Source organism: Paenibacillus sp. FSL P4-0127, from assembly GCF_038007325.1.
GTDB lineage: Bacteria > Bacillota > Bacilli > Paenibacillales > Paenibacillaceae > Fontibacillus > Fontibacillus macerans.
Genome location: NZ_JBBOWY010000001.1, coordinates 4,977,511 through 5,002,153 on the forward strand (window position 1 = coordinate 4,977,511; position 24,643 = coordinate 5,002,153).

Genomic DNA, 24,643 nt, shown 5'->3' on the forward strand with positions numbered 1-24,643 from the left:
AGGTTTTATAGTAATCTTAGTCTATGGTATCACGAAAAAAATATTTCTCTAAGGCTATGAGAGCGTAAGAGAGCAAATTGGTCTGCATAACGAAAGAAAGCGGCAAGCCCTAGCTCAAGAAATGTCTTGAATGCAAGGTTTGCCGTCTTTTCGTTACACTATTGCTACAGCATGTTTGCTGATAGGCTTGTTTTAATCATTTGCTATATCATGAATATATACAACCTCTTCGTTCGCCATCATATTTACCAGTTCTGGAGAAGCCCAATATTGGCCGTTGTATTCAACAACATCACCCGATGCTAGATATTTCAGCAAGGTGGCTGCATCCCCTGGACTATAGGGTACCCATCCTTTAAGATCTAAAGTGTCATTAGATTTTTTAGAAGAAGAATTTTTTTGGGCTGCAGCTCTTTCTTTAGCTTCCGCTTCGGCCTTTGCCTTTGCTTCTGCTTTTATCTTGGCATCCAGATATACGTCAGCAACTTGTACATACGACAATAAATCTGTTTTTGCTTTATGTTGTTTAATCTTTTTTACACTTGCTTTTGCCTCGTTAATTTCGGTTTGTTTGATGGATTTTTTGACAGCCGTTTTTTCTGATGATGTAAATAATGAATCCACCTTCTTGGTTGCTGCCGAGATTTGTTTGAATTGACTTTCAGCCTCATTTATTTTAATCGTTAATTCATCTACAAAGGCCGGCTTAGCCGACTTCAATGCCTCCAGCTGGCTTTTGCCGGACTCTATGTCAGGTGACTCCACGATGGCTCCATTCTCGTCGAACAGATTATCTATGCTCTGCTTTAAAGCATACATCTTATCTACATCGCTTATGTCCGAAGAGGCTTTGGCTAATAGTGCGGAAGCTTCGGGAGAGAGCTCTTTATTATCATAGGCTGCAAATAATTTATGTACTCTTTGGATCATATCTTTGTCAATCGGATCAGCCAGATTCTTTTTTTGTTCGTCTTGATAAAGGGTGTTTACCTGTTCTTGAATACTAGAAATATCTGCTAGGATAGCCATCTCTTTTTTCACTTTATCATCGTTAATTTTCCAAACCATAAAACCGGCCACACACACTACTATTAAAGCAAATGCAATAGCAATGATTGGCGCTTTCTTCATGTTCCATTCTCCTTATAATGATGTAACTAGCGCGAGGCGTCACTACAAGCCTGGCAGTCCTATCTCAATGACTTAAGACTCTCGGACTCCCAAGGATTTATAGGTAAAAAGTAATAAATTAACATTACCAAATATTTTCTAGAGCTGCAAGAGACGACTTCAAAGTTTCATCAGTAAAATACGATAAACGAAAACGACCCATCCTTAGATACTCATATCCCAGGTTGGGTCGGTTGCGGCCTTAAGGCTTCTGCCATGATTATACCTTGAACAACCATGGGGCGACAGCCTCGCTTATTTTTTTATTTTTAGCCGACATCACTTGCCATTTCCGAATATAGTCCGGATTTTAGCCCGCCGTCACTTTATATCGACAAGCGAATTTTTACGCGCTACGCCGCTGTCTACGGCAGCTTTGGCCACCGCCAGCCGGATTCGTTCGACCACACGGGAATCAAACGCATCCGGGATGATATAAGTTTCGCTTAGCTCAGACGGATCAATCACGGAGGAGATCGCTTCCGCCGCCGCCAGCTTCATCGCGTCGTTGATGTCCGTCGCCTCGCAATCAAGCGCCCCGCGGAAAATCCCCGGGAAGCAGAGCACGTTGTTGATCTGGTTCGGATAGTCGGAGCGGCCGGTCGCCATCACCTTGACATAAGGCGCGGCAAGCAATGGATCGATTTCCGGCGTCGGGTTGGCCATGGCGAACACGATCGGATCTTTGGCCATGTTCCGCAGATCGTCGACTTTCAGCACGTTTGGAGCCGAGACCCCGATAAACACATCCGCTCCCTTGATCACTTCCGACAATGGTCCCTGTTCATTGTGCGGATTCGTATATTCGGCAAATTCGCTCCAGTGCTGGTTCTCGTACGCCGCGCTGCGGTTGATGGCCCCTTTGCGGTCGACGCCGATCAAATTAACCGCGCCCGCCTGCAGCAGCATTTTGGAGATGGAAATGCCCGCTGCTCCAACGCCGTTGATGACGATTTTGACCTCGCGGATATTTTTTTCGCATACCTTCAGCGCGTTCAGCAATCCCGCAAGCACCACGATGGCCGTTCCGTGCTGATCGTCATGGAATACGGGGATGTCCAGCTCCGCTCTGAGCCGCTCCTCGATGACAAAGCAGCGGGGCGAAGCGATATCCTCCAGGTTAATGCCGCCGAAGGTTGGAGCCAGAGCTTTGACGATCGCTATAATCTCCTCCGTATTCTTCGTATCCAGGCAGATCGGAACGGCGTCCACCCCGGCAAACTGCTTGAACAGCGCGGCCTTGCCCTCCATGACCGGCATCGCCGCCTTCGGTCCGATATCCCCCAAGCCAAGCACGGCCGTTCCGTCCGAAATGACGGCGACGGTGTTCTTTTTGGTCGTAAGCTGGTAGGCCTTTTCCTGGTCCTCGGCGATGGCCTGGCAAACCTTGGCGACCCCCGGCGTGTATACCTTGGAGAGATCCTCCTTGCTCAGAATCGGATGCTTAAGCGTCGTTTCCAGCTTTCCGCCCTCATGCAATTGCATAATTTCCAGCAGCCGCTCCACGATATCGCCGCTGCCGAGCTTTTGTGCCGCGGTTTCGATAAACTCTCTATCCTCCTGATATTGCACCGAGATCTTCACTTCGGCCTCCGCCATCCCCTGTTCGTTCGGATCCTGAAGCTCGACTTGAAGCACGGTTCCTTGATACGTCTCCACAATGTTCACCAAGTTTGCCATATAGTCGCTGCCGCTTTTGTACTGCACGCGCAGCGAAAACAAATAAGAATGATCCAGCGTTTGATTCATCGCGGGTCGCCTCCATATCGAATGTTGTATTTTTTATGACAATGTTCCTATCCAATCAATAAATCCTTAAGTTCAGCCTCCCCAGACGGAGATCAGCAGCGTAGCCGCGACAACGGTCAGCGCCCCGCCGATCCGGGTGGAGATTTGCGCAAAAGGCATCAGTTCCATCCGGCCCGATGCGGAAAGAATGGCCACATCGCCCGTTCCCCCGAGCCCGCCGCGGCAGCCTGTCACGATGGCGGCTTCTATAGGGTACATCCGGATCCATTTTCCGACTATATAGCCCGTCACAATCATCGCGGCGATTACCGACGCACAGACGAGCACGTAAGGTATGGAAATGAGCGCGGCCACGTCTTCCAACGGGATATACAGAATGCCGAGGCCAACCATCAGCGGCCAGGTCAGGGTGCCGGACACGAACTTGTAAAGGTGGTACGCGCCTTGTTCGATTTTGTACGGAAGCAGCTTGAAAATTTTCAGCAGCGCCGCGCCAAAGATCATCAGGATCGGGCCGGGTATGCCGACGTAGGGCGACAGCAAACTTCCGGAGATGAACAGGCTGCAGGCAAAGAGCAGGCCGCCGCCCATCAGCGGGAAATCGATTTTTTCCGCATCGTAATGGCTTCCGCCAAGCTGCTTGCCGCCCTTCTCCCGGACAAGAACGCCATTGCCGGTAATCGACGGGTTTTTGTCGGCCATTTTCTTCAAAATGCCGGCCCCGATAATCGCGAAGACGTTGCCGATAACCGCGGCCGGAATCATCTGCGCCACGTATTGCCCCGATTCACCGCCGAGAATCTGCGAGAAGGCGATCGATAAAGGCAGGATGCCCTCGCCTACGCCGCCGCCAATGATCGGAACGATAATGTAAAAAAGCGTATGGTGGGCGGTATAGCCGAACAGCATGCCCACGACCAGCCCGACCGCGACGGCGGCCGCCGTACCCGCGATCATCGGAATGAAAATCCGGATAAACCCGCTGATCAGCGTCTGGCGGTTCATCCCGGTGATGCTTCCCGCCACCAGGCAGGCGATGTACAAATAAAGAAAGTTGGACGTCTTCATCAGCGTGTGCACGGCGTCAACGACCGGAGGATTCAGCACGTTCCAAAACACGAGGAACGACGGAATCATCAAGGACAAAATCGCCGGACCGCCGATGTTCTTGAGCAGCGGGAGCTTAAACCCGAGATGGCTCAGCAGCACGCCCATAATCATGATTACGGCCAAGCCGCCAATCATGTCGTTCGGCAGCTGGCCGACGGCGGCGGCAGCGACTATAACGAGGGCCAGCACGATGTAAACCGGCAAAGGAATCACACCGATCTTTACGCTGAGCACTTTGGACAGCAAACCTTCCGCCTTGTCGGCGGGCTGTGACTTCGGTTCACGCGAAATGGCCTGCGTCTGTACAGTTTTTTCCATAGGGGAAATAGGCCTCCTTTGATTAAATTCAGCCTCATCATAGCTTTTTTGTAAGCGCTTTTGTTTTTATGTAGATATTGATCGAATTTTTAAAGTTTTTAAAGTAAGCGCTGTCACAAAACAGACAACCCCCCTTGCTCGCGCAAGGAGGGCTTGCTTTATTGCAAATATTTCGTGATTTGGATCTTTCCGTGCGGCGTTATTTTGTACTTCTGCACCGGCCTGCCTACGGTCCCGTAGATCAGCTCCATTTCGAGGATGCCCCTGGCCTCCAGCTCGGTCAAATATTTGCCGGCGGAAACCCGGGAAATCCCGGTCGCCGCGGAGATATCCACGCTTGTGAAGCCATTGGCGGAAGCCGCTTCGATCGCGTTCCATACGGCTTGGAGCGTCTGGCGGGTGAAGCCTTTGGGCAGCGGCTGGCTTTGGCCTTCGTCCGCGGCGGCATGCGTGATCGAGTCAAGCTCCGACTGGACGATGCTGCCCGTTCTCTTGAAAAGCGCGGCCCGCTTGCGATACGCGTCCATGGCCAGGCGAAAGCGGTTGAACTCAAAAGGCTTGATCAAATAATCAACCGCCCCATTGTTCAGCGCCTGCCGGATGCTGCTCTTGTCTCTGGCGGCCGAGATGACGATCACATCCGTAGGCAGCGCTTTGCGGCGGATTTCGCTCAGCAGCTCCAGCCCGCTGCTTCCCTTCATGTAAATGTCCAGCAGCAGCAGGTCGTAATGCGCGGAATCCAGCAGGCCGAGCGCCTGCTCGGCGGATTCGGCCCAACCCTCGGCCCGGAAGTCCTCAATCTGCTCCAAATAAAATTTATTCATTTCAGCGACCATCGGATCGTCTTCAACGATGAGTACATTAATCATGAGTCATGAGTCCCCCATGCTTTTGCTTCATACGGTATGCGTACGATAAATTTCGTTCCCGAACCTTGCGCACTTTGGCACCAAAGGCGCCCGCCCAGTTTGTTGACGCCGCGCATCACCAGGTACAAGCCGATGCCTCTGCCCTTGCCTTTGGTCGAAAAGCCCTGCTCGTAGATCCGTTTGATCATCTCTCCCGGGATGCCCGCGCCGTTGTCGCTAACCGTCACGGTCAACTGTGAGTTTTCATGGGAGAAGCCGACGGAAATATCTTTGTTTTCTTCGCCCGGCTCGGCCTCCAGCGCATTTTCCAGCAGATTGCCCACAATGGTGACCAGCTCATGGGCCGTTTCCGCATTGGCGCATTCCGGCAGCACGTCCTCTTCGAGGATACGCATCTTCACGCCGGCTTCCCGGGCCCGGCTCAGCTTGCCCAAAAGAAAGCCGGCCATCACCGGGTCCTTCACCTGCTTCACAAGCATCCCGGCCTCCGACTGAAAATGCCGGATGGTCCCGCTCAGGTATTCCTCCAGGCGATCGTAGCGCCGCATATGGTTCAAACCGGCCATCACATGCAGCTTGTTCATAAATTCATGGGTCTGAGCCCGCAGGGCTTCGACATACAGCGAAACGCCCGACAACCGCTCCATCAGGACGTCGATTTCGGTCTTGTCCCGAAACGTGGCAATCGCGCCCTGGGTTCGCCCGTTCACCTTGACGGGCACAACATTGGCCAGCAACGTCATTCCGTCCTGCTCCATCTCCATGTCGTTCAGCGGCTCCCCGGTCTCCAGCACCTTGTCCATACGCAGCAGCGGGCAAAGCTCCTGCGAGCGGCCGCCGGCTTCCGTGATGCCGATCAGTCTGCTCGCTTCGGCGTTGATCAAGGTGATGACCCCCAACGCATCCACGGCGATAATGCCTTCTTTGGCGGATTGCAGCATCGCGCTGCGCTCCTCCAGCAGCTTGGCGATTTCGTCCGGTTCCATGCCGAACATCATCCGCTTGAGCCGGCGGGCCAGCAGCACCGCCCCGGACACGCCGAGCACGCCGCCGGCAGCCATCCCCAAATAAATAATCCAGCGGTTCTGCCGCACGGCCGAATTAACATCGTTCAGCGCCAGCCCGACCGCAACCGCGCCAACCGGCTTGCCGCCGACGATCACCGGAGAAAACGCTCTCACGGATTTCCCTAAGGTTCCCTTGGCGATGGATACGGATTCCTTCCCATTTAGCGCTGCGGCTTCATCGCCGCCGATAAAGTGCCGCCCGATCTTCGCCGGATCGGGGTGGGACAGCCGGATGCCTTGCCCATCCATAACGACGATGAACTGCACCCCGTTCAGCGTACGGATTTCTTCGGTAAACTCCTGGACAAGTCCGGCGTCCGCCTGGCCGTTCAGCGCGCTCAGAACGGTTGGATCCCTGGAAACCGTGCGGGCGATCGTAATCGCTTTATGCTCCAAATCTTGCCGGGTCAGCCCGGAGATTTTCATATTAAACAGCAAATATACGGCCAGCAGGACCAATGCCAGCACGGAACAGACCATTAAGGTGATCGTCGTTTGCAAACGCAGCGTTCGGCCGAAGAATTTCATATTTCGCCATCCTTCGAAGTTTTCTTTGATTATACTCCGTTATTTCGCCAAAAGTCAGTGAAGGTTATGTGAATCCGGCTATCCGGCGTAAGGCGCCATCATTCCGCGGCGATCGTCCGGTCACGCCCTTCGCGTTTGGCACGGTACAAAGCCATGTCCGCGGCCTGCAGCACCTCGTCGCGGCTTACGCCATGCTCCGGGGATAACGAGATGCCGATGGAGACGGTAATCTTCCCGGCAAAGGGGGTTGGGGCCGCGCTTATCGTTTGTCGTATTCGTTCGGCGATCCCGTACACCTCGTCCATATTCCGTTCACGAAGGAGGATGACAAACTCCTCCCCGCCATAACGGGAACATACCGCTTCTGGAGGACTGGACTTCGCGATGACGTTGGCGACCGTTTTTAAAACTTCATCGCCGGTTTGGTGGCCATAAGTATCGTTTACCGCCTTGAAGTGGTCGATATCCAGCAGCAATACGGCATACCGATCCCCCTTTTTGTCCCATAAATCCAGGCTGCGTTCCATTTCTCTGCGGTTGAACAGCCCGGTTAACGGATCGGTGATCGCTTCCTGCTGCAACGAAGAAGTTTGTTTCGCCAGCGTTTCGGCGGCCGCTTTCATCATCCGGTTCAATTGATCGGCTTCCCGGTTCCAATGGGGTTTGAATTCCTGCAAAGACACATCTTGACCGGCGGCAATGACTTTCGTAATTTTATACAATCGGGCAAAAGGCGCGGCGATTTTAGCGGCAATAAATCCGGCAAGAATCAACATGACCGCGACCGGAACGAGCATGCCCCGGATCAGGTGAAGCAGGTTGTCGTTGACATCGGCCATAATCGATCGCTCGGAAGTCTGCATGACAATGACCCAGCCGTTGGTGCCGACTCTCGCGTAACCCGCCAAATAATCATCGCCGCGCGTATTTCTCAAATGCAGTTCACCGCTATTGCCTGCCCGAAATTGCCGCACAATCGTGTCAGGCACCTTTTCCCCCACCCGGCTCTGATCCGGATGGTAAAGCAGCTTGCCCGCGGAATCAACGATATAGGAATAGGAGTCCGTTTCATTGCCCGCATTGGAGCCAAAAATACTATGCAGGATATTATCCTTCTCCAGGTAAATCGTCCCCCCGATCATGCCGCGATAACCGCCCAGTTCATCAAAAACCGGCTCGCTTATAAAAACGATCAATCGTCCCGTAGGACTCACATACGGCTCGGAGATGTAGGATTTTCTGCCGTTTAAAGCTTCCAAAGCCCATTTCGTCGTTACCCGTGCATTGTTCATATTGCTGCCATAAGGGGAAACAGCTCGAAATTGCCCGGTTTCAGCGGTCCAAAATACGGAATTGAAATACGGGCTGCTTTGCCGGACAAGATCGAAAATGTGCTGTAACTCCTCTTTGTTGGATATATCCATGGTGCGGATTTGCGAAAGATTGGTTACGGAATGAAGGGTTTTTCGCATCGAAAAAAACAGCGCCTCGGTAGTAACCGCCATCTTTTGCGCCGATGATAAATTGTGCGACATCGTGTTTTGGAAGAGAGAATGTTTTTCGTTATTATATTGGGTGTATGTCATGATGGACATGGTGATCAGAATGGAGAAACAAACCATGGCGGACAAGACTACGGAAAGACTGATTTTTATCGGTTGTTTAGGGATATGCATGAAGCCGGATTCCTACTCCTCGTTGATAATTTAACCTGCTGCCAAACTGTTATCATAGTACTTCAGAAACGCGCCCGAGTCCATACACCATGAAGCAATGCGGCAAAACCTCTTGGTGCATTTTTTCCTTTCATTCTCAATAAACAACGTGTAAAATATCCCATTAAAAGAAGCGAGGTGGAATTATGGAAGAGGATGAGAAGAAGGAGATTTTGAGTTACTATAACGAGGGCGCCGAGATTGGCAGATTGCAAAGGGGAATCGGCAAGCTTGAATGGGAGCGGACCCGGGAACTAATCTCCAGATATTTGCCTGCGCAAAAAAGCGTGATATATGATATCGGAGGCGGGATCGGCTTGTATTCGTCCTGGTTGTCCGGCTTGGGTCATGAGGTTCATTTATTTGACCTTGCCCCGCAAGAAATCAAATACGCTCAAGAAAACAATCCGGAGATATATCAACTCGAAGTGGCTGATGCAAGAAACATCAACAGGGAATCCAAAAGCGCCGACATGGTGCTGCTGATGGGGCCCTTGTATCACTTAACCGGCGGGGATGATCGTCTGGCGGCGCTCGCCGAGGCCAAAAGGCTCTTAAAACCGGGCGGCATCCTTATCGCCAGCGTCATCACCAGATTTTCTTCCACCTTATGGGGACTATCCGTCTTCGGCCAAAAAAATGATTTTATCCTGGAGCAGGACTTTTTTGAGATGATCGGCAGGGAATTGGATCACGGACAACATGTCCGGCCGGAAAAATACCCTTATTTTATTTCCAGATCCTTTTTCCATATCCCTGGCGAGCTAAGGCAGGAATTAACGGATGCCGGCCTTATGAATATTGAGATTTACAGCGTGGAGGGCCCCGCCTGGATCGTGCCCTCATTTGAAAAAAAATGGGACGATCCCGAAGCCAAAGCCAAATTGCTGGAAATCGTCCGCAAGGTCGAGCAGCAGGAGTCGTTGCACGGCATAAGCCCGCATTTGTTGGGCGTGGCTTTTTGTTGAACTGTTTACTCCATACTTAATTTGATCGTATCCACCAAACTTTTTGCTTCCTTCAGGGAATATTCCCCGCCTATGCTGAAGTCTCCCGATGTCAGTACTTGCTGTATAGTCGGGGAGGTAATTAATTCTTCATCGCAGTAGATGGACAATTCTTCGCCTAGCAGTTTTTGCGTGATCTCTTCCAGCTTTTTGGGTTCTTAAACCGCCCGCTTATAAAATATTCCTTGCCTGTGGGGCCGTTAGATACCGAAACCGAACTCATGATCGATCACAAAATTGCCAATGACCCTTCGATTCGTGAGTTCCGCGTGCAGCGTGAGGATTGAAATCCTCTCGGAGTATCTTTTAGGCGAAACATAAGAGCAAAAAATGGCGTTATTCCGCCGATATCCACCCATTCGAAAAAAATAGTGGAAATTTATGTCGCTATTTTCTCAAATCGTATCGAAATGCCCGTGATCCGGACCATTCATAAGAAAATAAGTACAAAAAATGGCGTTAATGAGGATGAACATGCCCATATCCCGATAATAAGGACATAAAGTTCCGCTATTTTTGAAGCTGCTATTGGTCGTTCCAGTAGCCGGCCGTAAAGCACCGCTTTCTAGCTTAATCCCTATCTTGTAGTTAATTACATAGAGAGCCCAATTCTTGTTCCAATTCATCATTTAACATCTTGGTATTAATCAGCTGACGTATTAAGGCAGCATTCACTGTGCTCCTGTTTTCTTTCAGGTAATTTAGCAGCAGATTTGCTTTTGTTTTTCGGTTCATCAAATAATACGCCACGTACCAGATTTCAGGGCTCGAGACGGGAATGCCGTCCCACGTCCCCACATGACTCACCGGCAGCCGCAGCACTCCATGATCCGTATGTAAGGCGAAATAACCTATGAATTCAATATTGAGCGAATCTATTTTGATCCGGTACTGGCTGGCAAATGGATGGTCTCCGCTTTTTTGTTCCGCCCAGTCATAGTCTTGGATGGCTTCGATTAGCGTTTCTTTTGCGCAATCCACGGTAATATCCCAATCATTTACGGCATCAACCAATTTCAAATCGTACAATACCGCGCTGCCGCCCAATGAATATGTAATGTTGCATTTTTCCAACCTTTCGATAATCGGAAACAGCTCATGGGGTCTCATCAAGTGCCCTCCCTATTAATTCATCTAACTAACGCTTGAGACAGGTTCCAATTCAACAGCCAATGCAGGCTCCTCCATCCCGCCCATGTTAAAGACTCCCGCGGCGGCTTCGCTTCCCTGCCGAATCATTTGCATTAAATACGCTTGATATGCATTTTGGGAAATAACGACCCGGTCAAGACGATAAACATCGACTGTGCTTATATTTCCCGCAAATTCGCCATTACGAACGCTGATGCTTTCATACGTCCCAGGTTGCCCGGTTTTTGGGAAGATCTCATCATGGAAAATATCCATGAATTCGCGGTATAATTCCGCAGTCTCCCAAAATCCGAAAATATGGGCTTCCAGTACATCCCCCTTGCGTTTCCATCCGCCGATTTGAGCGATGAACCCCGGCACTTGCGAAAGCAAGCTCCAGCGGGACTGGGCTTGCGAAAAAGCTTCTTTTTTTGCACTAGCTACCGTACAGGTAACCCATTTTATTAACATAAAACACCTCAAGTTAAAGAGATCCAATAACGTTGTATCTCAACTCCGCCGACGACCGCCTCGGAAGCCAAAATGCCGTTGTTTTTTTGAATCGCTTTTGCCGATCCGATATTATCCTTGTCGCAAGTTACCAAAGCGCGCGATATTCCCATTGATTTGGCATGGATTAATGCCTGTTTCAGAATCTCCGTGGCGTAACCCTTTTTTCTGGCCGAGGGTCTTATTCCATATCCGATGTGCCCGCCGATGTTAAGCAGGGAATCGTTTAGTCTGTGTCTGATATTTGCCGCGCCGACCACTCTCTCATGATCCTCAACAAGCCAAAACGTTGAACTGTTTACCGTCTTTCCATCTTCTACCGGGCCGTCCCTTAAAATGATTAATCGCTCCAGAAATGAACCAAAATCTTCGTAATCGAATCTCAGCACAAAAGGAACCAGCTTCTCTCCGGTTTCCTTCCATTCCTCGATCATTTCGATGTATTGGCTTTGATATGCTTTGGCCGGTTCAATTAACGCGAGATTGTTCATCATAAACCGTCCTTTCTTGTTCAAGGCTTCTTCCATGATTATACATCACAAGACCGATGAGAAAATAAACAAAAAAGCCAGGAGGCTAAAATCCTCCTGACCCAATCCTATCATCCATCCCCCAATCCGCTAGTACAGCCGTTCCTCGCCCGTTTTCGGATTTTTAAAAGCGGAGCGGTAATCGTGGGCGCTGAAATCTTCGGCAAATTCCGTATCGCTGTCCCCGGATTCCCGGGTTTTGTTGATTTCCGCCGTTTGGTCTTCTGCTTTGGCTTGCTGGTTGGGCTTATGATCCATTCGAAAAAACACCTCCTAGGTTGCGATCTCTTCGCACTTTAGGATGCACTTTCCATTCCCGTTTATGCATAAAGGGGGGATTCGTCAGATCACCATGGCTCTATCGAATAAATCCCCATCGCGTCCGGCCTGCTCCGCAGGATGATGAACGGTTCGGATAAACCGCATCGTCCCGGTTTTGGCCCGCAGCACCATGGAATGCGTTTCGGCGCGCTGGTTCGTCAGGTCCCTTACCCCGCCCAAAAAATCTCCATTAGTTATGCCGGTTGCGGCAAAAATGACATCGTCGTTCCCCACCAGATCTTTCATCAATAATACCTGATTGGGGTCGGCAAGTCCCATCGCGATGCAGCGCTCGTATTGTACCTGGCCGTCCGGCATTAACCGGCCCTGGAATTCGCCGCCCAAAGCTTTCAGCGCAGCAGCGGCCAACACGCCTTCCGGCGCGCCGCCCGAGCCAAGATAAAGATCGATGCCCGTTTCCGGAAAAGCGGGAGCCATCGCCCCGGCGACATCGCCATCGGGCAAAAGATTAATCCGCACACCGCACTCGCGCAGCGTGTCAATCAACGTTTGATGTCTCACGCGGTCAAGCACCATTACGCTTAAATCGGATATTTTCTTCCCCAGCGTTTCGGCGGCTTTAGCTAACGTAACTTCCACAGGATCAAGCAAACTAAGCTTCCCTGCCAATGCAGGCCCTACTGCCAATTTTTCCATATACATGTCGGGCGCGTGCAGCAAATTGCCTTTCGGGGCGATCGCGATGACCGACAAAGCGTTGCTGAGGCCGTTTGCCACCAGCGAAGTGCCTTCCAGCGGATCCACCGCTACGTCAACCTCCACGCCATGCCAGTTCCCCACCTTCTCTCTGATGTACAGCATCGGAGCCTCATCCATTTCGCCTTCGCCAATGACGACGGTTCCCTTAATGGATAAGGAGTCGAGCGTGCTTCTCATCGCCGAGGTTGCCGCATCGTCAGCGCTGGTCTTATCTCCTCTGCCAATCCATGGCGCCGATTGCAGCGCGGCCATTTCCGTAACGCGAACGACCGCCAACTCTAATTCACGGTTCAAACTAGTTTCCACCTTTCTTTATCCATCAAGGTTTAGGTAATTTTTTGTAGTTCCACTATAATACGAATCAAGTCATTTAAGAAATTAATATATTTTACTGTGGATATAGATGAGATTTATAGACCCAAAGATCCGGGCTAATTGCCGCAGTTAAAAATTCGACAAAAAAAGGCCGCGGCCGAATCGTTATATAATTACTCGCGAATTGTCAATAGGCCGAAAAATATTGCCCTTGACTTTTCATAAAGGCCGTACGGGGCTTGACAGCCGTGTGCTATATTTAAAGTGAGATTCCGCGGAAGAAGTCGTCTATTTTTAAGAAAGGAGAGGGATCAGAGATGCTTGAAAATCGCGGGGACAAGGAGTTCGCTCAGGATCAACAATTATACTTCCTGTGGAAAGATCGGCGGGAATGTACGGTCATCACCAAAAATGGCGTCCCCCTCAAGGGAACGGTTGAATTATTCGATAAATATGTCATCTTGTTTCGCACGCTCTCCGGTAAACAGAGCATGATTTACAAACACGCATTATCCACGATCATTGCCGAACCTACAAATAAAACTACCAGTTAACTCTCTAACGAAACACAGGAGGCGTTCAATGTTTCAGTACAGCAATCAAACTTATGAAGGAGTAAACTTTGGCACGCAAGATTTAAAATACGGCGAACTCATCGGCTGCACATTTAACCGCTGCTCATTTTCTAACGGATCACTGGACGAGATTGTGTCGGGCAACTGCCGTTTCGTGGAGTGCAATTTTCGCGGGGCGTCTTTAAACGGCTCCATTCATAAAGAATCCGCTTTTGTGAACTGCAACTTTCACGGCGCCGATCTGTTTGTTGCCAAATTCGACACATGCAAAATGACCGGTTCGGATTTTTCCGGCTGCCATATGGATGGGATTACGATTCTGCAAGGTGATTGGTCCTATACAAATTTACGGCATGCCCGTCTGGTAAAACAGGACTTGCGTGGGGTTAAATTTTACGAAGCGGACTTGTCCGGAGCCAACCTGGAGAAAGCCGATTTAAGAGATTGCGATCTGACCATGGCCGTGCTTGCCAAAGCAAAACTGCAGGGTGCCGACATCCGGGGAGCCAACATGGAAGGCGTGGATTTCAAGACCTTTGATGTTACCGGGTTAAAAATGGACAGGGAACAGTCCGTTTTGTTTTCGCTTTGTTACGGAGCCAAGATAGGTTAAACTGGGGCAGCTAAAATTCCCCCGGGCGGCAAGGCCGCTGGGGGTACAAGATTAACGGTGCGCTCGATTTTCTATACGCTTCGGGAATGCCAGCCGCCTACGGACGTTGGACCGGATATAGTAATCCCCATCGTTCTTATGCTGCCGCAGCAACCGTTCATAGACCTCCAGCAAGCGGGGATCGTTTCCCCCGCCGAGCGCTTGCAACGCGGTGTGTTGCACCCGGATTTCCGGGTCATCCAGCGCCTTCGCAAAATCCGCTATATGGGCGGCCTTCATTTTGGGGCTGGACCTCCCGGCCTGATAAACGGCCTGAACGCGAAAGTCTTGATGGGAATGCGTGAAAAAAGGCAGCAGCGGCAGCATTTCCACGCCGGCATCGTCCAACATGTACGCCATAAAGCGGAACGCCTCCGGATTCGTTTCACGGGGCAGCAAATGGACGATCTCCGCGGTGAAGCTCCGCGCCCTTCCGGCATGAACCATTTTATGAATTGCAGCGCCGGCAGCCGCTTCCCTAATCAAGCGCTCTCTATCCGATCGTCAAGACAACGTTCCCTTCCTGATCCTTGATATGCGTTTTTACGACTTGAATAACCATTCCTTTTAACGAAGAAAGCTTAACCGTCGCTGCCTTCGGCTGCATTTGCCCGGCGAGTTCGGCGACGGACGCCTCGTCCAGCCGCAGCACAACCTCATCTTCCCCGGCTTCGAATCCGGCCTGATCCCCCGGTTTCAGGACGACCTGGATTCCCTGGCCCACCAGAGTAAGATCCTTGCCCTTGAGGATCCGGCCCCGGATCAGCTTCCCGACAACCCCGGCCTGCTTCGCTCCAAGCGTAAGCGCAGCCGGCGTTTTGCCGAACAAGCGGTTTTTCCCCGGTTCCCAGGCGAGCTGATCGACAAACAAAAAGCCGGTGCTCGAGCCGTCCCGCTCCATTCCGTTTTGCACCGCTTCAGCAATCGCCGGAACCTCCAGCACGGAATCGCGCGATAAATCCGTGACGAGACCGGGCAGATGCCCCTCGCACGCCTTCAGCATCCCCCGCGTATTCCACGCCTGCATTGCCTCCAGCTCATCGCCCGTAATGCCGATCATTTGCAGAAACTCGACCTTCCCGTTCGGCGTATCGATCTCCGGAAGCTCCGGGTCCCAGGTAAAAGCCAGCGCGGTCAGCTTCGTATCGTCGCCGGCACAGATCGGACCGTTGGCATCCAAATAATCGCCTGCGCGGAACACATTTCCGCTTCTGAACACGTACCGCCCCATATTTTGCAGCAGATTCAGCGCCCAGGCCGGCGGCTCCTCCTCATCCTCCCCGCGCGTCAAGCGGAAGGTCAGCTCGAAGCCGTATCCACTGTACTCGGCATCCTCGGACTCCTTCCCGTACAGCTCGGAGAAACCGAAAGTGACAAAATGCCAATGCGGAACCGGCTTTTCCGCCTTATAGGCGCTGATCCCGTCCAGCGGGTCCGGACCTCCCAGCACATATTTAATCAGCGTGCCGTAATGCTTCGGCTCCTGATCCCCGTAAATCTGCTGCATTTGCGCCTCTATAGCGTCCCAGCCGGTCGTAACCACTTCTTCTTCGCTCATGTTCGATTCCTCCAAAAATAAACTCGATTCCTTGAACGTCATTATGTATAAAGCCAAAATCAAGAGGCAGGATTCCCCGTTTTCCGCAGACGAACCCTAAAGAAGGAAGGGATTTCCATAGCCCGCTGATGTATCAGTATAAAGCTATACGCTATGTATAATCAATGAAAGCAATCGTACGGAACAAGAATAGCTCCCTTTGGCCTATCCCCGTTTAGTTCGTGTTCCCTATGTAAAATTCGTATCAGGCAGTTCCAACGGCTTAAGCTTGTGAAAAACCATGTTTTAGGATTACATGATAAACCCTCCTCACTATTTCGGCCTATGCTTCTTTCTATCCCTTGTTGCTATTGTTCGCCCCTTCAGCCCGCTTGACCGTCCGGGGCCAATCCGTTCGGCTCGACCGGCTTGCTCAGCCAGTGCTCATCGGTTTGCACATGGTTTTGGCGCACGAACTTAGCGGCGGAACGTTTGAAGTCCTCATAGGCGAATGCCGAAGTCAGACGCACGACATATCCTTCCTGCTCGCCGCCGCAGCGCGACCGCTTCGTGTAGCACGCTTTGGCCGCCTCCTCGCTCCAGGGTCCGCGGTACAGGACAGGAACATGAGGAATGCCCAGCTTGGCCGCCCAAGCTTCGGTTTCATCCCAGGACAGGCAAATGTTGCGCTCGTTCCACACCGAAAAGAGCATGAAGTAGCCGGGCAAGGATGAATACGCCAGCGAATGTTTGGCGTACACGTTTTCCCCGCACAGCCGGTAACCGTCCGGGATCAGATAACGGATTCCCCCATGCAGCGTTTTGACGTAATGCCGGGAGGGATGGTCTTTGCTGTCCAGCGATCGGGCGTGCAGAAAATCCGCATACATCGTCGTATTTTCCCCGTCCATTTTCTCGGTGATAACCACTTCCCGGCCGGCAAAATGCGCGGTGCTCCGCAATATTTTATCGTCGTCCGTATAGCTTCTCGACCAGGGCAGGTGCAGCGTTTTCGGATATTTCATTCTCATGGAAATCCCCTTTCTCTTCTATTTGCCGTACGTGTCCGCTTCCGCGAAGAAATACAGCTCCGCCAGCAGGTGCCCGCCCAGCAAATGATAAATCCTGGACGCTCCACTATCCCCGCCGTGCAAAATCTCCATATGGAAGCTGACCATGTTTACGACGCGCAGAATAAAATCATCGTCATATCCCAGCTCCTTCAGCACATGGCAGGCGATCCCCGCCGATACATGCTCGTGGCCGTAATACGAATAATAGCCCCGGGCCGGCTTCCACACCTTGCAGAACGGTTTGCCCGCATCATGGAACAGCGCCGCAAGCTGCATTTGAAGCAGAAATTCCCCTTCATAAAAGGCGTTGATATATTCCAGCACGGCGTAAGTGTGTTCGGACAGCGTTTTGGAATGGTGCGGATTCTCCTGATCATAACCGAGCATCGCCGCGAAATAAGGAGAAGCGCGCAGATACCCGAACAGCTCGTCATGGTCCGGTTTGCTTGCCAGCAGCCGCTCCAGTCCGGCCCTGTCCAGCTTTACGTCCGCTGGCGTGTGGACGAGATGCAAACGTTCGAAGCCTTCGCCCAGAACGGGAAATTCAAAGTTTTTGGCATACTTCTCCAGCACCTTGTCTTCGATCTTGCGTTTTCTCGCCCGAATCCTTTCCCTGGCGATCTCGTAAGGAGTGGCGCAGATATGGCATTCTACGGGGACATCCTTGAATTTTTGCAGAAATTGCACCCGCCGGTCCCGGCCGATATTGGTCGCGTCGAACACGACATTTCTTCCCGCCGCCAACGCTTGTTCGACCTCCGCGTGGGCCTGCTGAAACACCAGGTACGTGTTTTTTTGCCTGGCTTCGCTGCCGAACAATCTCTCCCGGATGGAATCCGTCGTCACCAGCACGGCGCGGTGCCGCTTGCAGCACTCCTTGGCATAATGGCTTTTGCCGCTGCCCGGAATGCCGGCCAGCATGTGTACGGTACTCATCGTCATCACCTCCTTTCAACATGTAATATGATGTATATCGGCAAAAAGTTGCGGAATGTGTGCAAAATACGCCTATTTTCCCATAACAAAAAGGCGGACAAATGCTATAAACGCATTAATCCGCCGATAGGGAGCGAAGCCGTTTTATGCCCGGAACGCGCTACTGCACAAGCGACAGCCAGGCCCGCTGATTTCTCCAGTCGACCTGCACGGGGGTTTCGAATAAAGCCGACAACCGCTCGCCGTTAATCACCTCCGGGGTTCTTCCGGCGGCAAATATGCTGCCCCTGCGAAGCAGCAAGGTGTGCGTAAATTCAGGAAGTATCTCCTCCACATGATGCGTCACATACAAAAGCGTGGGCGCATCCTCCTGGTTCGCCAGTTTGGCGATCGCTTGCAGCAGCGATTCCCTGGACAAAATGTCCAGTCCGTTGCAGGCTTCGTCCAAAATAAGCAGCTCCGGCGAAGCCATCAGCGCTCTGGCGATCAGGAGCTTTTGTTTTTCGCCTTGCGAACAGGTTTGGTACCCGCGGTCGACGAGATGCCCGCAGCCGAGCGTTTCCATCAGGTGCACGGCTTTTTGAATATGCTCTTCCGCCGGCTTATCGAATAACCCGATCGATGCGTGCAGCCCGCTGATCACCAGATGCTGCGCTTTTTCGCCCGGGTGAATCCGTTCCTGAAAGGACGAGCTTACCCAGCCGATCCGTTTGCGCAGCTCCCGCAAATCGACCGCCCCGTATCTTTCCCCCAGCACGGAAATCTCTCCCTGCGTCGGCCAAAGATAGCCGGTGATCATATTCAGCAGCGTCGTTTTTCCCGAACCGTTCAATCCCAGGATCGCCCAATGCTCCCCTTTGCGGACCGTCCAGTTGATGTCTTTTAAAATGATTTTTTGCTCGCGTCTCCAAAGAACGTCTTTGATCTCAATCCGATTAGTCATAACCAGTTCCTCCTATGCATTTGGGGTAATCGATGCTTCGATCGCTGCCGGCTTCAGCCGTAACGCGGCATCCGTCGGAAGAAACGCGGCGAGCAGACCGATCAGCGGCAGGTAGGCGCAAATTTGAATGACGAACGTAATGCTCGTATGGTCGGCCAAAGCGCCGAGCACGACCGATCCCAAGCCGCCGAGGCCAAAAGCGAGGCCGAAAAACAGCCCCGAAACGGTGCCCACTTTCCCCGGCAGCAGCTCCTGCGCGTAAACGATAATCACGGAAAAGCCCGACAGCAAAATAAATCCGATAAAAAAGCATAACACCGCGGACCAGAACGGATTGGCGAAAGGAAGCAGCATCGAAAAAGGCGCCGTGCCCAAAATCGAGAACCAGATCATGTTGCGCCGGCCGAACCGGTCCGCCAGCGGCCCTCCGGCAAAGGTCCCCAGCGCTCCGGCGATCAGCAGCACAAACAGCAAAACTTGCGCTTGCCCCGTGGTTAGCCCGTGTTTTTCAATGAGGTAAAACGCATAAAAACCGGTCATGCTGGCCATGTATACGAATTTTGAAAACAGCAGCATAATCAGAATTCCGATGGCGTAAGCCACTTTCGCTGCGGGCAGGCGGTTTTCCCTTGGAAGCGTCTCTTTTTTCTTTACGGCTTGCCTCTGAAGATACCCCCGATACCAACGGGCAACGTAAATTTGCACGATAATCGCGGCCAGCGCGGCCAACGTAAACCATATGATCCCAAACTGCCCGAGCGGGACGAAAATCAAGGCCGTAAACACCGGAGCCAAGGCCTGACCGACGTTTCCCCCGGTTTGAAAGATGGATTGGGCCAACCCTTTGCGGGGTCCGGCCGCCAGATGAGCGACCCGGGAAGCTTCCGGATGAAGCACCGAAGAACCGACTCCAATAAGCACAACCGACAAAATGACCTGCCAAAAATCGGAGGCGAAGGCCAAAACAACCATCCCGAGCAAAGAAAACACGACGCCGGCGGGCAGCAAAAAAAGTTTCGGTTTCGCATCCGTGTATAACCCGATCAGCGGTTGAAACATGGAAGCCGTGATGTTCAAGGTAAAGGCGATCCAACCGATTTGCGTATAACTCAACTGCAGCGATTGTTGCAGAACCGGAAATATCGCGGGAATAACGGATTGAATCGAGTCGTTCAGCAGATGGACCAGGCTGACCGAAAATAATATGGAGTATACGGTGGCTTGCCATGTTAAAGATTTCATTGTACTCCTCCGATCATTAACATCTTATCATCAGATGTTTGAACACAAAAAAATTAGGTTACAGCTCGGCAATCGTGCCTTCCAGATTAAGGAGCGTCCACTTTACGGCAAGCTCCGGGTCCTGCTGCTTGATCGCCTCGTACAGCTGCTCGTGATAGTAAGAATGCGGATCATGCGAACCGTACTCCTTGTTTAATTTGCGCAAAGCGTCGGACAGCACCTCGGAAAAGGTGCGGAACAAATCGATAATCACGCCGTTTTTGCTAGCGAGCGCCACGGCCATGTGAAACTCGATATCGGATTTGGCGTAGAGCTCCCGGTCGTTTTGCTGCAGGGCCAAGCCGCGCTCGTCCAAATGTTTGCGCATATTTTGCAGATCCTCTTCGTCGCGGCGGAGAGCGGCCAACCGGGAAATCTCCAGCTCCAGCATCTTCCTTGCCTCGTACACCTCCATGAGCTCCGCGCGATGCAGGCGCTGCACAAGGGGCTCCTGGATAACCGGACTGGCCTTGAGATAAGTCCCGAACCCTTGTTTCTTCTCCAGCAGTCCGGCGTGCACCAGGACGCGGATCGCTTCCCGGATCGTGGACCGCCCTACCCCGAACATCTCCATCAGCTCCGGCTCTGTCGGAATTTTATCTCCGGGCCGGATATCCCCCGTCGAAATTTTAAGCTGCAATTGATTGACGACATCATCCACAAGCTTGTGATGGCTTATCGTCTTAAACGAAAATTTATCATTCATCTGATCATCTCCTGTTTATGAAGTTTATCACATGGGTAAACATCGCACAACAAAAAATTCCAGACTTATGGACGAAGCAATCCTTTGGCCGCTTCCGCCCAGAATTGTCCCGGCGTTTGTCCCGTCCATTTTTTAAAGGCGCTGTGAAACGCGCTTGGTTCCGAATAGTGAAGCAGGTAGGCGATCCCGCTGATCGAGTATTCGTTTTGGTGCAAATGGGCCTCGGCCATCTCCATGGGTACGCCGGCGGACAAATCGTTGTAGGATGTGGCTCATGCGGACGATGAGATGGTACCGGCATCGAAAGAAGCTGCCCGGCAAAAATGCTGAAAGTCCAATCCTTTGCGGGCCATCGCTTTCATGATCGGATACAGAATAGAAATCGCAAACCCCTCAGTTTCCATACAACAGCCGCCCCTCTTTTTGCGTAAATCCTCAACAATTGTTCGTTTTTCATCATTCAACCGGCTCCCCGGCTGCTGTATGCTGAAAATAAGTTCTTAATCAAGATAATATCACACATATCGCATCCCATCGTTAGGAGGTACCAACGTTGAATGTTCTTGTCATTACGGGGCATCCCGACCCGCAAAGTTTTTGCTCCGCCTTGTCCCATGCCTACATGGAAGCCGCCGCCTCGGAAAAAGGCGCAAACGTCCGGGAACTTGATTTAAGCCGCATGTCATTTGAGCCAAACTTAAAATACGGATACCGGAAAAGAATGGAGCTGGAAGAGGATCTGCTCAAAGCGCAGGAGTTGATTCGCTGGGCGGATCATCTCGTCTTCGTTTACCCGATCTGGTGGGGGACGATGCCGGCCGTGCTTAAGGGATTTTTCGATCGCGTGTTTTTGCCCGGCTTCGCTTATAAGTACCGCGACAATTCCCCGCTTTGGGATAAGCTGCTGAAGGGGAAAACCGCGCATTTGCTCGTCACTATGGACACCCCGCCCTGGTACAACCGGTGGATATACAGGCGGGCTGGGCATCGAGTGATGAAGCGCAATATTTTAGGCTTCTGCGGCATCAAAACGGTGCGCATTACGGAATTCAGTCCGGTGTCATCCTCGACGGAAGCCATGCGCGCCAAGTGGCTCGAGAAATCAAGGAAGCTTGGAGCATCGCTTGCTTGAACTCTTAACAGGGGCCGTTGATCCAAGCTTAGCCTCATGGAACAGAAATGAGTATAATGGTGAAGAAGCCTATTATATTCATGGTGAGCTGTTCGATAGAGGAGTTATATTATGATAAAAACGATTTCTGATATCTCCCGCATGGCGGGCGTGGCCAAAAGCACGGTTTCCCGTTATTTGAACGGCGGACCGGTCAGCGAGAAGACGCGGCGGAAAATTGAGCATATCATCAAAGAGCAAAATTATGTCCCCAACACCTTTGCCCAAAGCCTGAAAGCAAAGAAAACCAATTTTATCGGCACGGTGGTTCCGCGCCTCGATTCCTTTGCCACTTCGCAAACCTTGATCGGGATCGATGAAGCACTGCGGAGCAATCATTACCAAATGCTGATTTCGAATACGAGTCAGGACATGGACCGGGAAATTGAAGCGATCTATGATTTTGCCCGGCAAAAAATCTCGGGTATTATCCTGTTGGCCGCTCAAGTCACGGAAGCCCATTTAACGGCGATCAAGCAGATCGACATCCCCGTAATTCTGGTAGGGCAGAAAAATGATCAAATTCACAGCCTGATTCACGATGACAAACAGGCCGGGCGGCTGATGGGGCGGCATGTCTTAAGCAAGGGCCACCGGAAGATCGTCTATTTGGGAGTTACCGAAAAAGATGAGGCTGTCGGCATACGCAGAAAGGAAGGCATTGAAGAAGCTTTGGCCGCCTGTCCGGACTGTGAGGCAAGCTACCTGGAGACGAGCTTTAAAATGTCCGACGCCGTGCTTACGGCCTCCCGGCTGCTCGAAGAGACGCGGCCTTCCATCATCGTGTGCGCCACCGACAATATCGCGCTTGGCGTAATTAAAGCGGCCCATTTAAAGGGGATTCGGATTCCCGAAGAATTGTCGGTTACCGGCTTTGGCGGATACGATATCACGGAAATCATCCACCCTGCCCTGACGACGGTGAAATACCACTATTATGAGGCGGGGAAAAAAGCGGCCGACAACATCATCCAGCTTGTGAATGAGAAACCGGTGGACAAGCTGACCTTGATGGACGTTGAGCTCATCGAGCGGGAGAGCGTTGACAATTTATTATCCAATCCGTTATTATAGTCTCACAGGAACCGGTTCCATCTTGAAAAAGGTGGGCCGGATAAATTTTGGCATCAACTGGAACCGGTTCCGATATATTTTTTCATTGATCTGGAACCAGTTCCGGACCGGTTGATCCCAAGTCAGAATGGAGTACAGCAATGAAGATGACGAGAGAAGAAAAATACCGGCTGATTGCTCAGGCGAAACCCGGCGAATTGGCGGAACTCCGGCATAAAGTCAATCGCTGCGTCTGGCGGCAAAGCTACCACATCCAACCCCCGACAGGGTTGCTCAACGATCCGAACGGCTTTTCATACTATCAAGGCGAATATCACCTGTTCTATCAATGGTTCCCTCTCGGGACCGATCACGGGATGAAATATTGGTACCATACCAAGTCCGCCGATCTGGCCGCCTGGGACAGCGCGGGAATCGGCATTGAACCCGGGGGCCCTTACGATTCGCACGGCGCCTATTCGGGCAGCGCCATTGAAAAGGACGGCCGGTTGTATTTGCTGTATACGGGAAATACGCGGGATGAAACGTGGAACAGGCATCCTTACCAATGTTTGGCCTGGATGAATGAAAGCGGTTTAATCTCCAAGCTTGAACAGCCGGTGATCTCCTCGGTTCCTCCCGGGTATACGGACCATTTCCGGGATCCGAAGGTTTGGAAATCGGGGGACGATTACTACTGCGTTTTCGGCGCCCAAAGAGAAGGCCGTACGGGAGCCGCGGTCTTGTACCGGTCCAAAGATCTGCTCCATTGGGAGTTTAAAGGAGAGATCAAAACCCGGCTGCCTCGTTTCGGATACATGTGGGAATGCCCGGACTATTTTGAATTGGATGATTCGGGAGTTTTGCTGTTTTGCCCCCAAGGCCTGGAAGCCGCTGGGGACAGATTCAACAACATCTACCAGACGGGTTATGTGATCGGAAAACCGCTGGATCCGTTAACCCTGGAATTCGATCACGGACCGTTTGAGGAGTTGGACCGGGGGTTTGATTTTTACGCGGCGCAGACGATGCAAGCTCCCGATGGGCGGCGCCTCCTGGTCGGCTGGATGGGGCTGCCGGACGTGGATTACCCGACGGACGCAAACGGCTGGTCAGGCTGCTTGACGCTTCCCCGCCAACTCACGCTGCGGGACGGGAAGCTGATCCAGCAGCCGGTGCCGGAGCTCGCCAAGCTTAGAAAAGCGATGCGCAGCGCCGAAGTTGCCCTAAACAACGAGACAAAACGCCTCGACGGTTTCGAAGGCATCTCCTGCGAACTGATCTGTGAAGTTGCAATTGGCGATGCCGAAGCGGTTGGACTCGAGTTTCGCGCCGGCGGCCGGGAGAAGACGGTTCTGAAATACGACGGAGCCGCGAATCAAATCATCCTCGACCGCTCCTTATCGGGCAAGGCCCTGGACGAGATCAACGGAAATATCCGCCGCTGCCGCTGCCGCATGGCCGCGGGCAAGCTCAAATTTCATCTTTTCGTGGACGCGTCCTCGGTTGAAATTTTTGTCAATGATGGTGAGGAAGTGTTTACAAGCCGCATCTTCCCGGATCCCGGGAGTACGGAAATACGCTTGTTTTCTTACGGTGGAAGCGCGGAATTCCGTGTCCTCAAATGGGATATATAATTTTTGGAAAAGGGGACGA

Annotated in this window: 27 protein-coding genes; 6 read left to right on the forward strand and 21 right to left on the reverse strand. The window is 51.9% G+C overall.

What is annotated here, in order from left to right; genetic code table 11:
- Nucleotides 1-192 precede the first annotated feature (192 nt).
- From NYE74_RS22425 to NYE74_RS22450, 6 genes are all read right to left on the reverse strand, one after another.
- The gene (locus NYE74_RS22425) at nt 193-1,131 is read right to left on the reverse strand and encodes a toxin Cry1Ac domain D-VI-related protein (protein ID WP_036623812.1); all 939 of its coding nucleotides are present in this window, start codon (nt 1,129-1,131) and stop codon (nt 193-195) included.
- Between the two features lie 360 nt (nt 1,132-1,491).
- The gene (locus NYE74_RS22430; protein ID WP_227872901.1) at nt 1,492-2,655 is read right to left on the reverse strand and encodes an NAD(P)-dependent malic enzyme; all 1,164 of its coding nucleotides are present in this window, start codon (nt 2,653-2,655) and stop codon (nt 1,492-1,494) included.
- A 336-nt stretch (nt 2,656-2,991) separates the two neighbouring features.
- Nucleotides 2,992-4,347 carry a 2-hydroxycarboxylate transporter family protein gene (locus tag NYE74_RS22435; RefSeq protein WP_124332893.1) on the reverse strand — a complete coding sequence of 452 codons (1,356 nt, stop codon included), beginning with the start codon at nt 4,345-4,347 and terminating at the stop codon, nt 2,992-2,994.
- A 158-nt stretch (nt 4,348-4,505) separates the two neighbouring features.
- The gene (locus tag NYE74_RS22440) at nt 4,506-5,216 is read right to left on the reverse strand and encodes a response regulator (protein WP_036623815.1); all 711 of its coding nucleotides are present in this window, start codon (nt 5,214-5,216) and stop codon (nt 4,506-4,508) included.
- Complete coding sequence (gene dcuS / locus NYE74_RS22445; RefSeq protein WP_082207825.1) at nt 5,213-6,811, reverse strand: DcuS/MalK family sensor histidine kinase; 1,599 nt, start codon at nt 6,809-6,811, stop codon at nt 5,213-5,215. The genes NYE74_RS22440 and dcuS overlap by 4 nt, the downstream gene beginning before the upstream one ends.
- A 98-nt stretch (nt 6,812-6,909) precedes the next feature.
- The gene (locus tag NYE74_RS22450) at nt 6,910-8,487 is read right to left on the reverse strand and encodes a sensor domain-containing diguanylate cyclase (protein WP_036623816.1); all 1,578 of its coding nucleotides are present in this window, start codon (nt 8,485-8,487) and stop codon (nt 6,910-6,912) included.
- A 185-nt stretch (nt 8,488-8,672) separates the two neighbouring features.
- Between NYE74_RS22450 and NYE74_RS22455 the strand changes: the two genes are divergently transcribed.
- Nucleotides 8,673-9,494 (forward strand): class I SAM-dependent methyltransferase, encoded by an 822-nt coding sequence (locus tag NYE74_RS22455; protein ID WP_036623817.1) that lies wholly within the window; start codon nt 8,673-8,675, stop codon nt 9,492-9,494.
- 5 nt (nt 9,495-9,499) lie between these two features.
- Here NYE74_RS22455 and NYE74_RS33380 read toward each other — a convergent pair whose 3' ends face one another.
- From NYE74_RS33380 to glpX, 6 genes are all read right to left on the reverse strand, one after another.
- On the reverse strand, nt 9,500-9,679 hold the full coding sequence (locus tag NYE74_RS33380; protein WP_371860971.1) for a SecDF P1 head subdomain-containing protein: 180 nt from the start codon (nt 9,677-9,679) through the stop codon (nt 9,500-9,502).
- A gap of 442 nt (nt 9,680-10,121) precedes the next feature.
- On the reverse strand, nt 10,122-10,643 hold the full coding sequence (locus NYE74_RS22460; RefSeq protein WP_036623818.1) for a hypothetical protein: 522 nt from the start codon (nt 10,641-10,643) through the stop codon (nt 10,122-10,124).
- A 24-nt stretch (nt 10,644-10,667) separates the two neighbouring features.
- Nucleotides 10,668-11,135: a YdbC family protein gene (locus NYE74_RS22465; protein ID WP_124332892.1), complete on the reverse strand. Its 468-nt coding sequence runs from the start codon at nt 11,133-11,135 to the stop codon at nt 10,668-10,670.
- A gap of 8 nt (nt 11,136-11,143) precedes the next feature.
- On the reverse strand, nt 11,144-11,701 hold the full coding sequence (locus NYE74_RS22470) for a GNAT family N-acetyltransferase (protein WP_230877126.1): 558 nt from the start codon (nt 11,699-11,701) through the stop codon (nt 11,144-11,146).
- 93 nt (nt 11,702-11,794) lie between these two features.
- Nucleotides 11,795-11,962, reverse strand: coding sequence for a hypothetical protein (locus NYE74_RS22475; protein ID WP_155620417.1), 168 nt, complete (start codon nt 11,960-11,962; stop codon nt 11,795-11,797).
- Between the two features lie 84 nt (nt 11,963-12,046).
- Nucleotides 12,047-13,039: a class II fructose-bisphosphatase gene (glpX, locus tag NYE74_RS22480; protein WP_341005177.1), complete on the reverse strand. Its 993-nt coding sequence runs from the start codon at nt 13,037-13,039 to the stop codon at nt 12,047-12,049.
- Between the two features lie 338 nt (nt 13,040-13,377).
- Between glpX and NYE74_RS22485 the strand changes: the two genes are divergently transcribed.
- Nucleotides 13,378-13,614: an RNA chaperone Hfq gene (locus NYE74_RS22485; RefSeq protein ID WP_036623819.1), complete on the forward strand. Its 237-nt coding sequence runs from the start codon at nt 13,378-13,380 to the stop codon at nt 13,612-13,614.
- A 28-nt stretch (nt 13,615-13,642) separates the two neighbouring features.
- Nucleotides 13,643-14,248 carry a pentapeptide repeat-containing protein gene (locus tag NYE74_RS22490; protein WP_036623820.1) on the forward strand — a complete coding sequence of 202 codons (606 nt, stop codon included), beginning with the start codon at nt 13,643-13,645 and terminating at the stop codon, nt 14,246-14,248.
- 51 nt (nt 14,249-14,299) lie between these two features.
- Here NYE74_RS22490 and NYE74_RS22495 read toward each other — a convergent pair whose 3' ends face one another.
- The 9 genes from NYE74_RS22495 to NYE74_RS22535 form a co-directional block, all read right to left on the reverse strand.
- A complete protein-coding gene (locus NYE74_RS22495) occupies nt 14,300-14,773 on the reverse strand; it encodes a hypothetical protein (RefSeq protein WP_036623821.1) in 474 nt (157 codons plus the stop codon).
- A gap of 7 nt (nt 14,774-14,780) precedes the next feature.
- Nucleotides 14,781-15,845, reverse strand: coding sequence for a suppressor of fused domain protein (locus NYE74_RS22500; protein ID WP_036623822.1), 1,065 nt, complete (start codon nt 15,843-15,845; stop codon nt 14,781-14,783).
- Nucleotides 15,846-16,207: 362 nt separating this feature from the next.
- Nucleotides 16,208-16,855, reverse strand: coding sequence for an RNA ligase family protein (locus NYE74_RS22505; RefSeq protein ID WP_036623823.1), 648 nt, complete (start codon nt 16,853-16,855; stop codon nt 16,208-16,210).
- 18 nt (nt 16,856-16,873) lie between these two features.
- Nucleotides 16,874-17,833 (reverse strand): AAA family ATPase, encoded by a 960-nt coding sequence (locus NYE74_RS22510; RefSeq protein ID WP_124332890.1) that lies wholly within the window; start codon nt 17,831-17,833, stop codon nt 16,874-16,876.
- A 160-nt stretch (nt 17,834-17,993) separates the two neighbouring features.
- Nucleotides 17,994-18,776 carry an ABC transporter ATP-binding protein gene (locus tag NYE74_RS22515; RefSeq protein WP_036623825.1) on the reverse strand — a complete coding sequence of 261 codons (783 nt, stop codon included), beginning with the start codon at nt 18,774-18,776 and terminating at the stop codon, nt 17,994-17,996.
- 12 nt (nt 18,777-18,788) lie between these two features.
- Nucleotides 18,789-20,018 (reverse strand): MFS transporter, encoded by a 1,230-nt coding sequence (locus NYE74_RS22520; RefSeq protein ID WP_316560908.1) that lies wholly within the window; start codon nt 20,016-20,018, stop codon nt 18,789-18,791.
- A 58-nt stretch (nt 20,019-20,076) separates the two neighbouring features.
- Nucleotides 20,077-20,763, reverse strand: a complete 687-nt coding sequence (locus tag NYE74_RS22525) for a FadR/GntR family transcriptional regulator (protein ID WP_036623827.1) — start codon at nt 20,761-20,763, stop codon at nt 20,077-20,079.
- Between the two features lie 65 nt (nt 20,764-20,828).
- A complete protein-coding gene (locus NYE74_RS22530; RefSeq protein ID WP_082207826.1) occupies nt 20,829-20,999 on the reverse strand; it encodes a helix-turn-helix domain-containing protein in 171 nt (56 codons plus the stop codon).
- 36 nt (nt 21,000-21,035) lie between these two features.
- The gene (locus NYE74_RS22535) at nt 21,036-21,227 is read right to left on the reverse strand and encodes a hypothetical protein (RefSeq protein ID WP_124332889.1); all 192 of its coding nucleotides are present in this window, start codon (nt 21,225-21,227) and stop codon (nt 21,036-21,038) included.
- An 89-nt stretch (nt 21,228-21,316) separates the two neighbouring features.
- On the opposite strand from NYE74_RS22535, the gene NYE74_RS22540 reads away from it, so the two are divergent.
- The 3 genes from NYE74_RS22540 to NYE74_RS22550 all read left to right on the forward strand — a co-directional run bounded on the left by NYE74_RS22540 (nt 21,317) and on the right by NYE74_RS22550 (nt 24,624).
- The gene (locus tag NYE74_RS22540; protein WP_036623829.1) at nt 21,317-21,895 is read left to right on the forward strand and encodes an NAD(P)H-dependent oxidoreductase; all 579 of its coding nucleotides are present in this window, start codon (nt 21,317-21,319) and stop codon (nt 21,893-21,895) included.
- Between the two features lie 111 nt (nt 21,896-22,006).
- Nucleotides 22,007-23,008 carry a LacI family DNA-binding transcriptional regulator gene (locus NYE74_RS22545; RefSeq protein ID WP_036623830.1) on the forward strand — a complete coding sequence of 334 codons (1,002 nt, stop codon included), beginning with the start codon at nt 22,007-22,009 and terminating at the stop codon, nt 23,006-23,008.
- 140 nt (nt 23,009-23,148) lie between these two features.
- The gene (locus tag NYE74_RS22550) at nt 23,149-24,624 is read left to right on the forward strand and encodes a glycoside hydrolase family 32 protein (RefSeq protein WP_341005178.1); all 1,476 of its coding nucleotides are present in this window, start codon (nt 23,149-23,151) and stop codon (nt 24,622-24,624) included.
- Nucleotides 24,625-24,643: the final 19 nt, after the last annotated feature.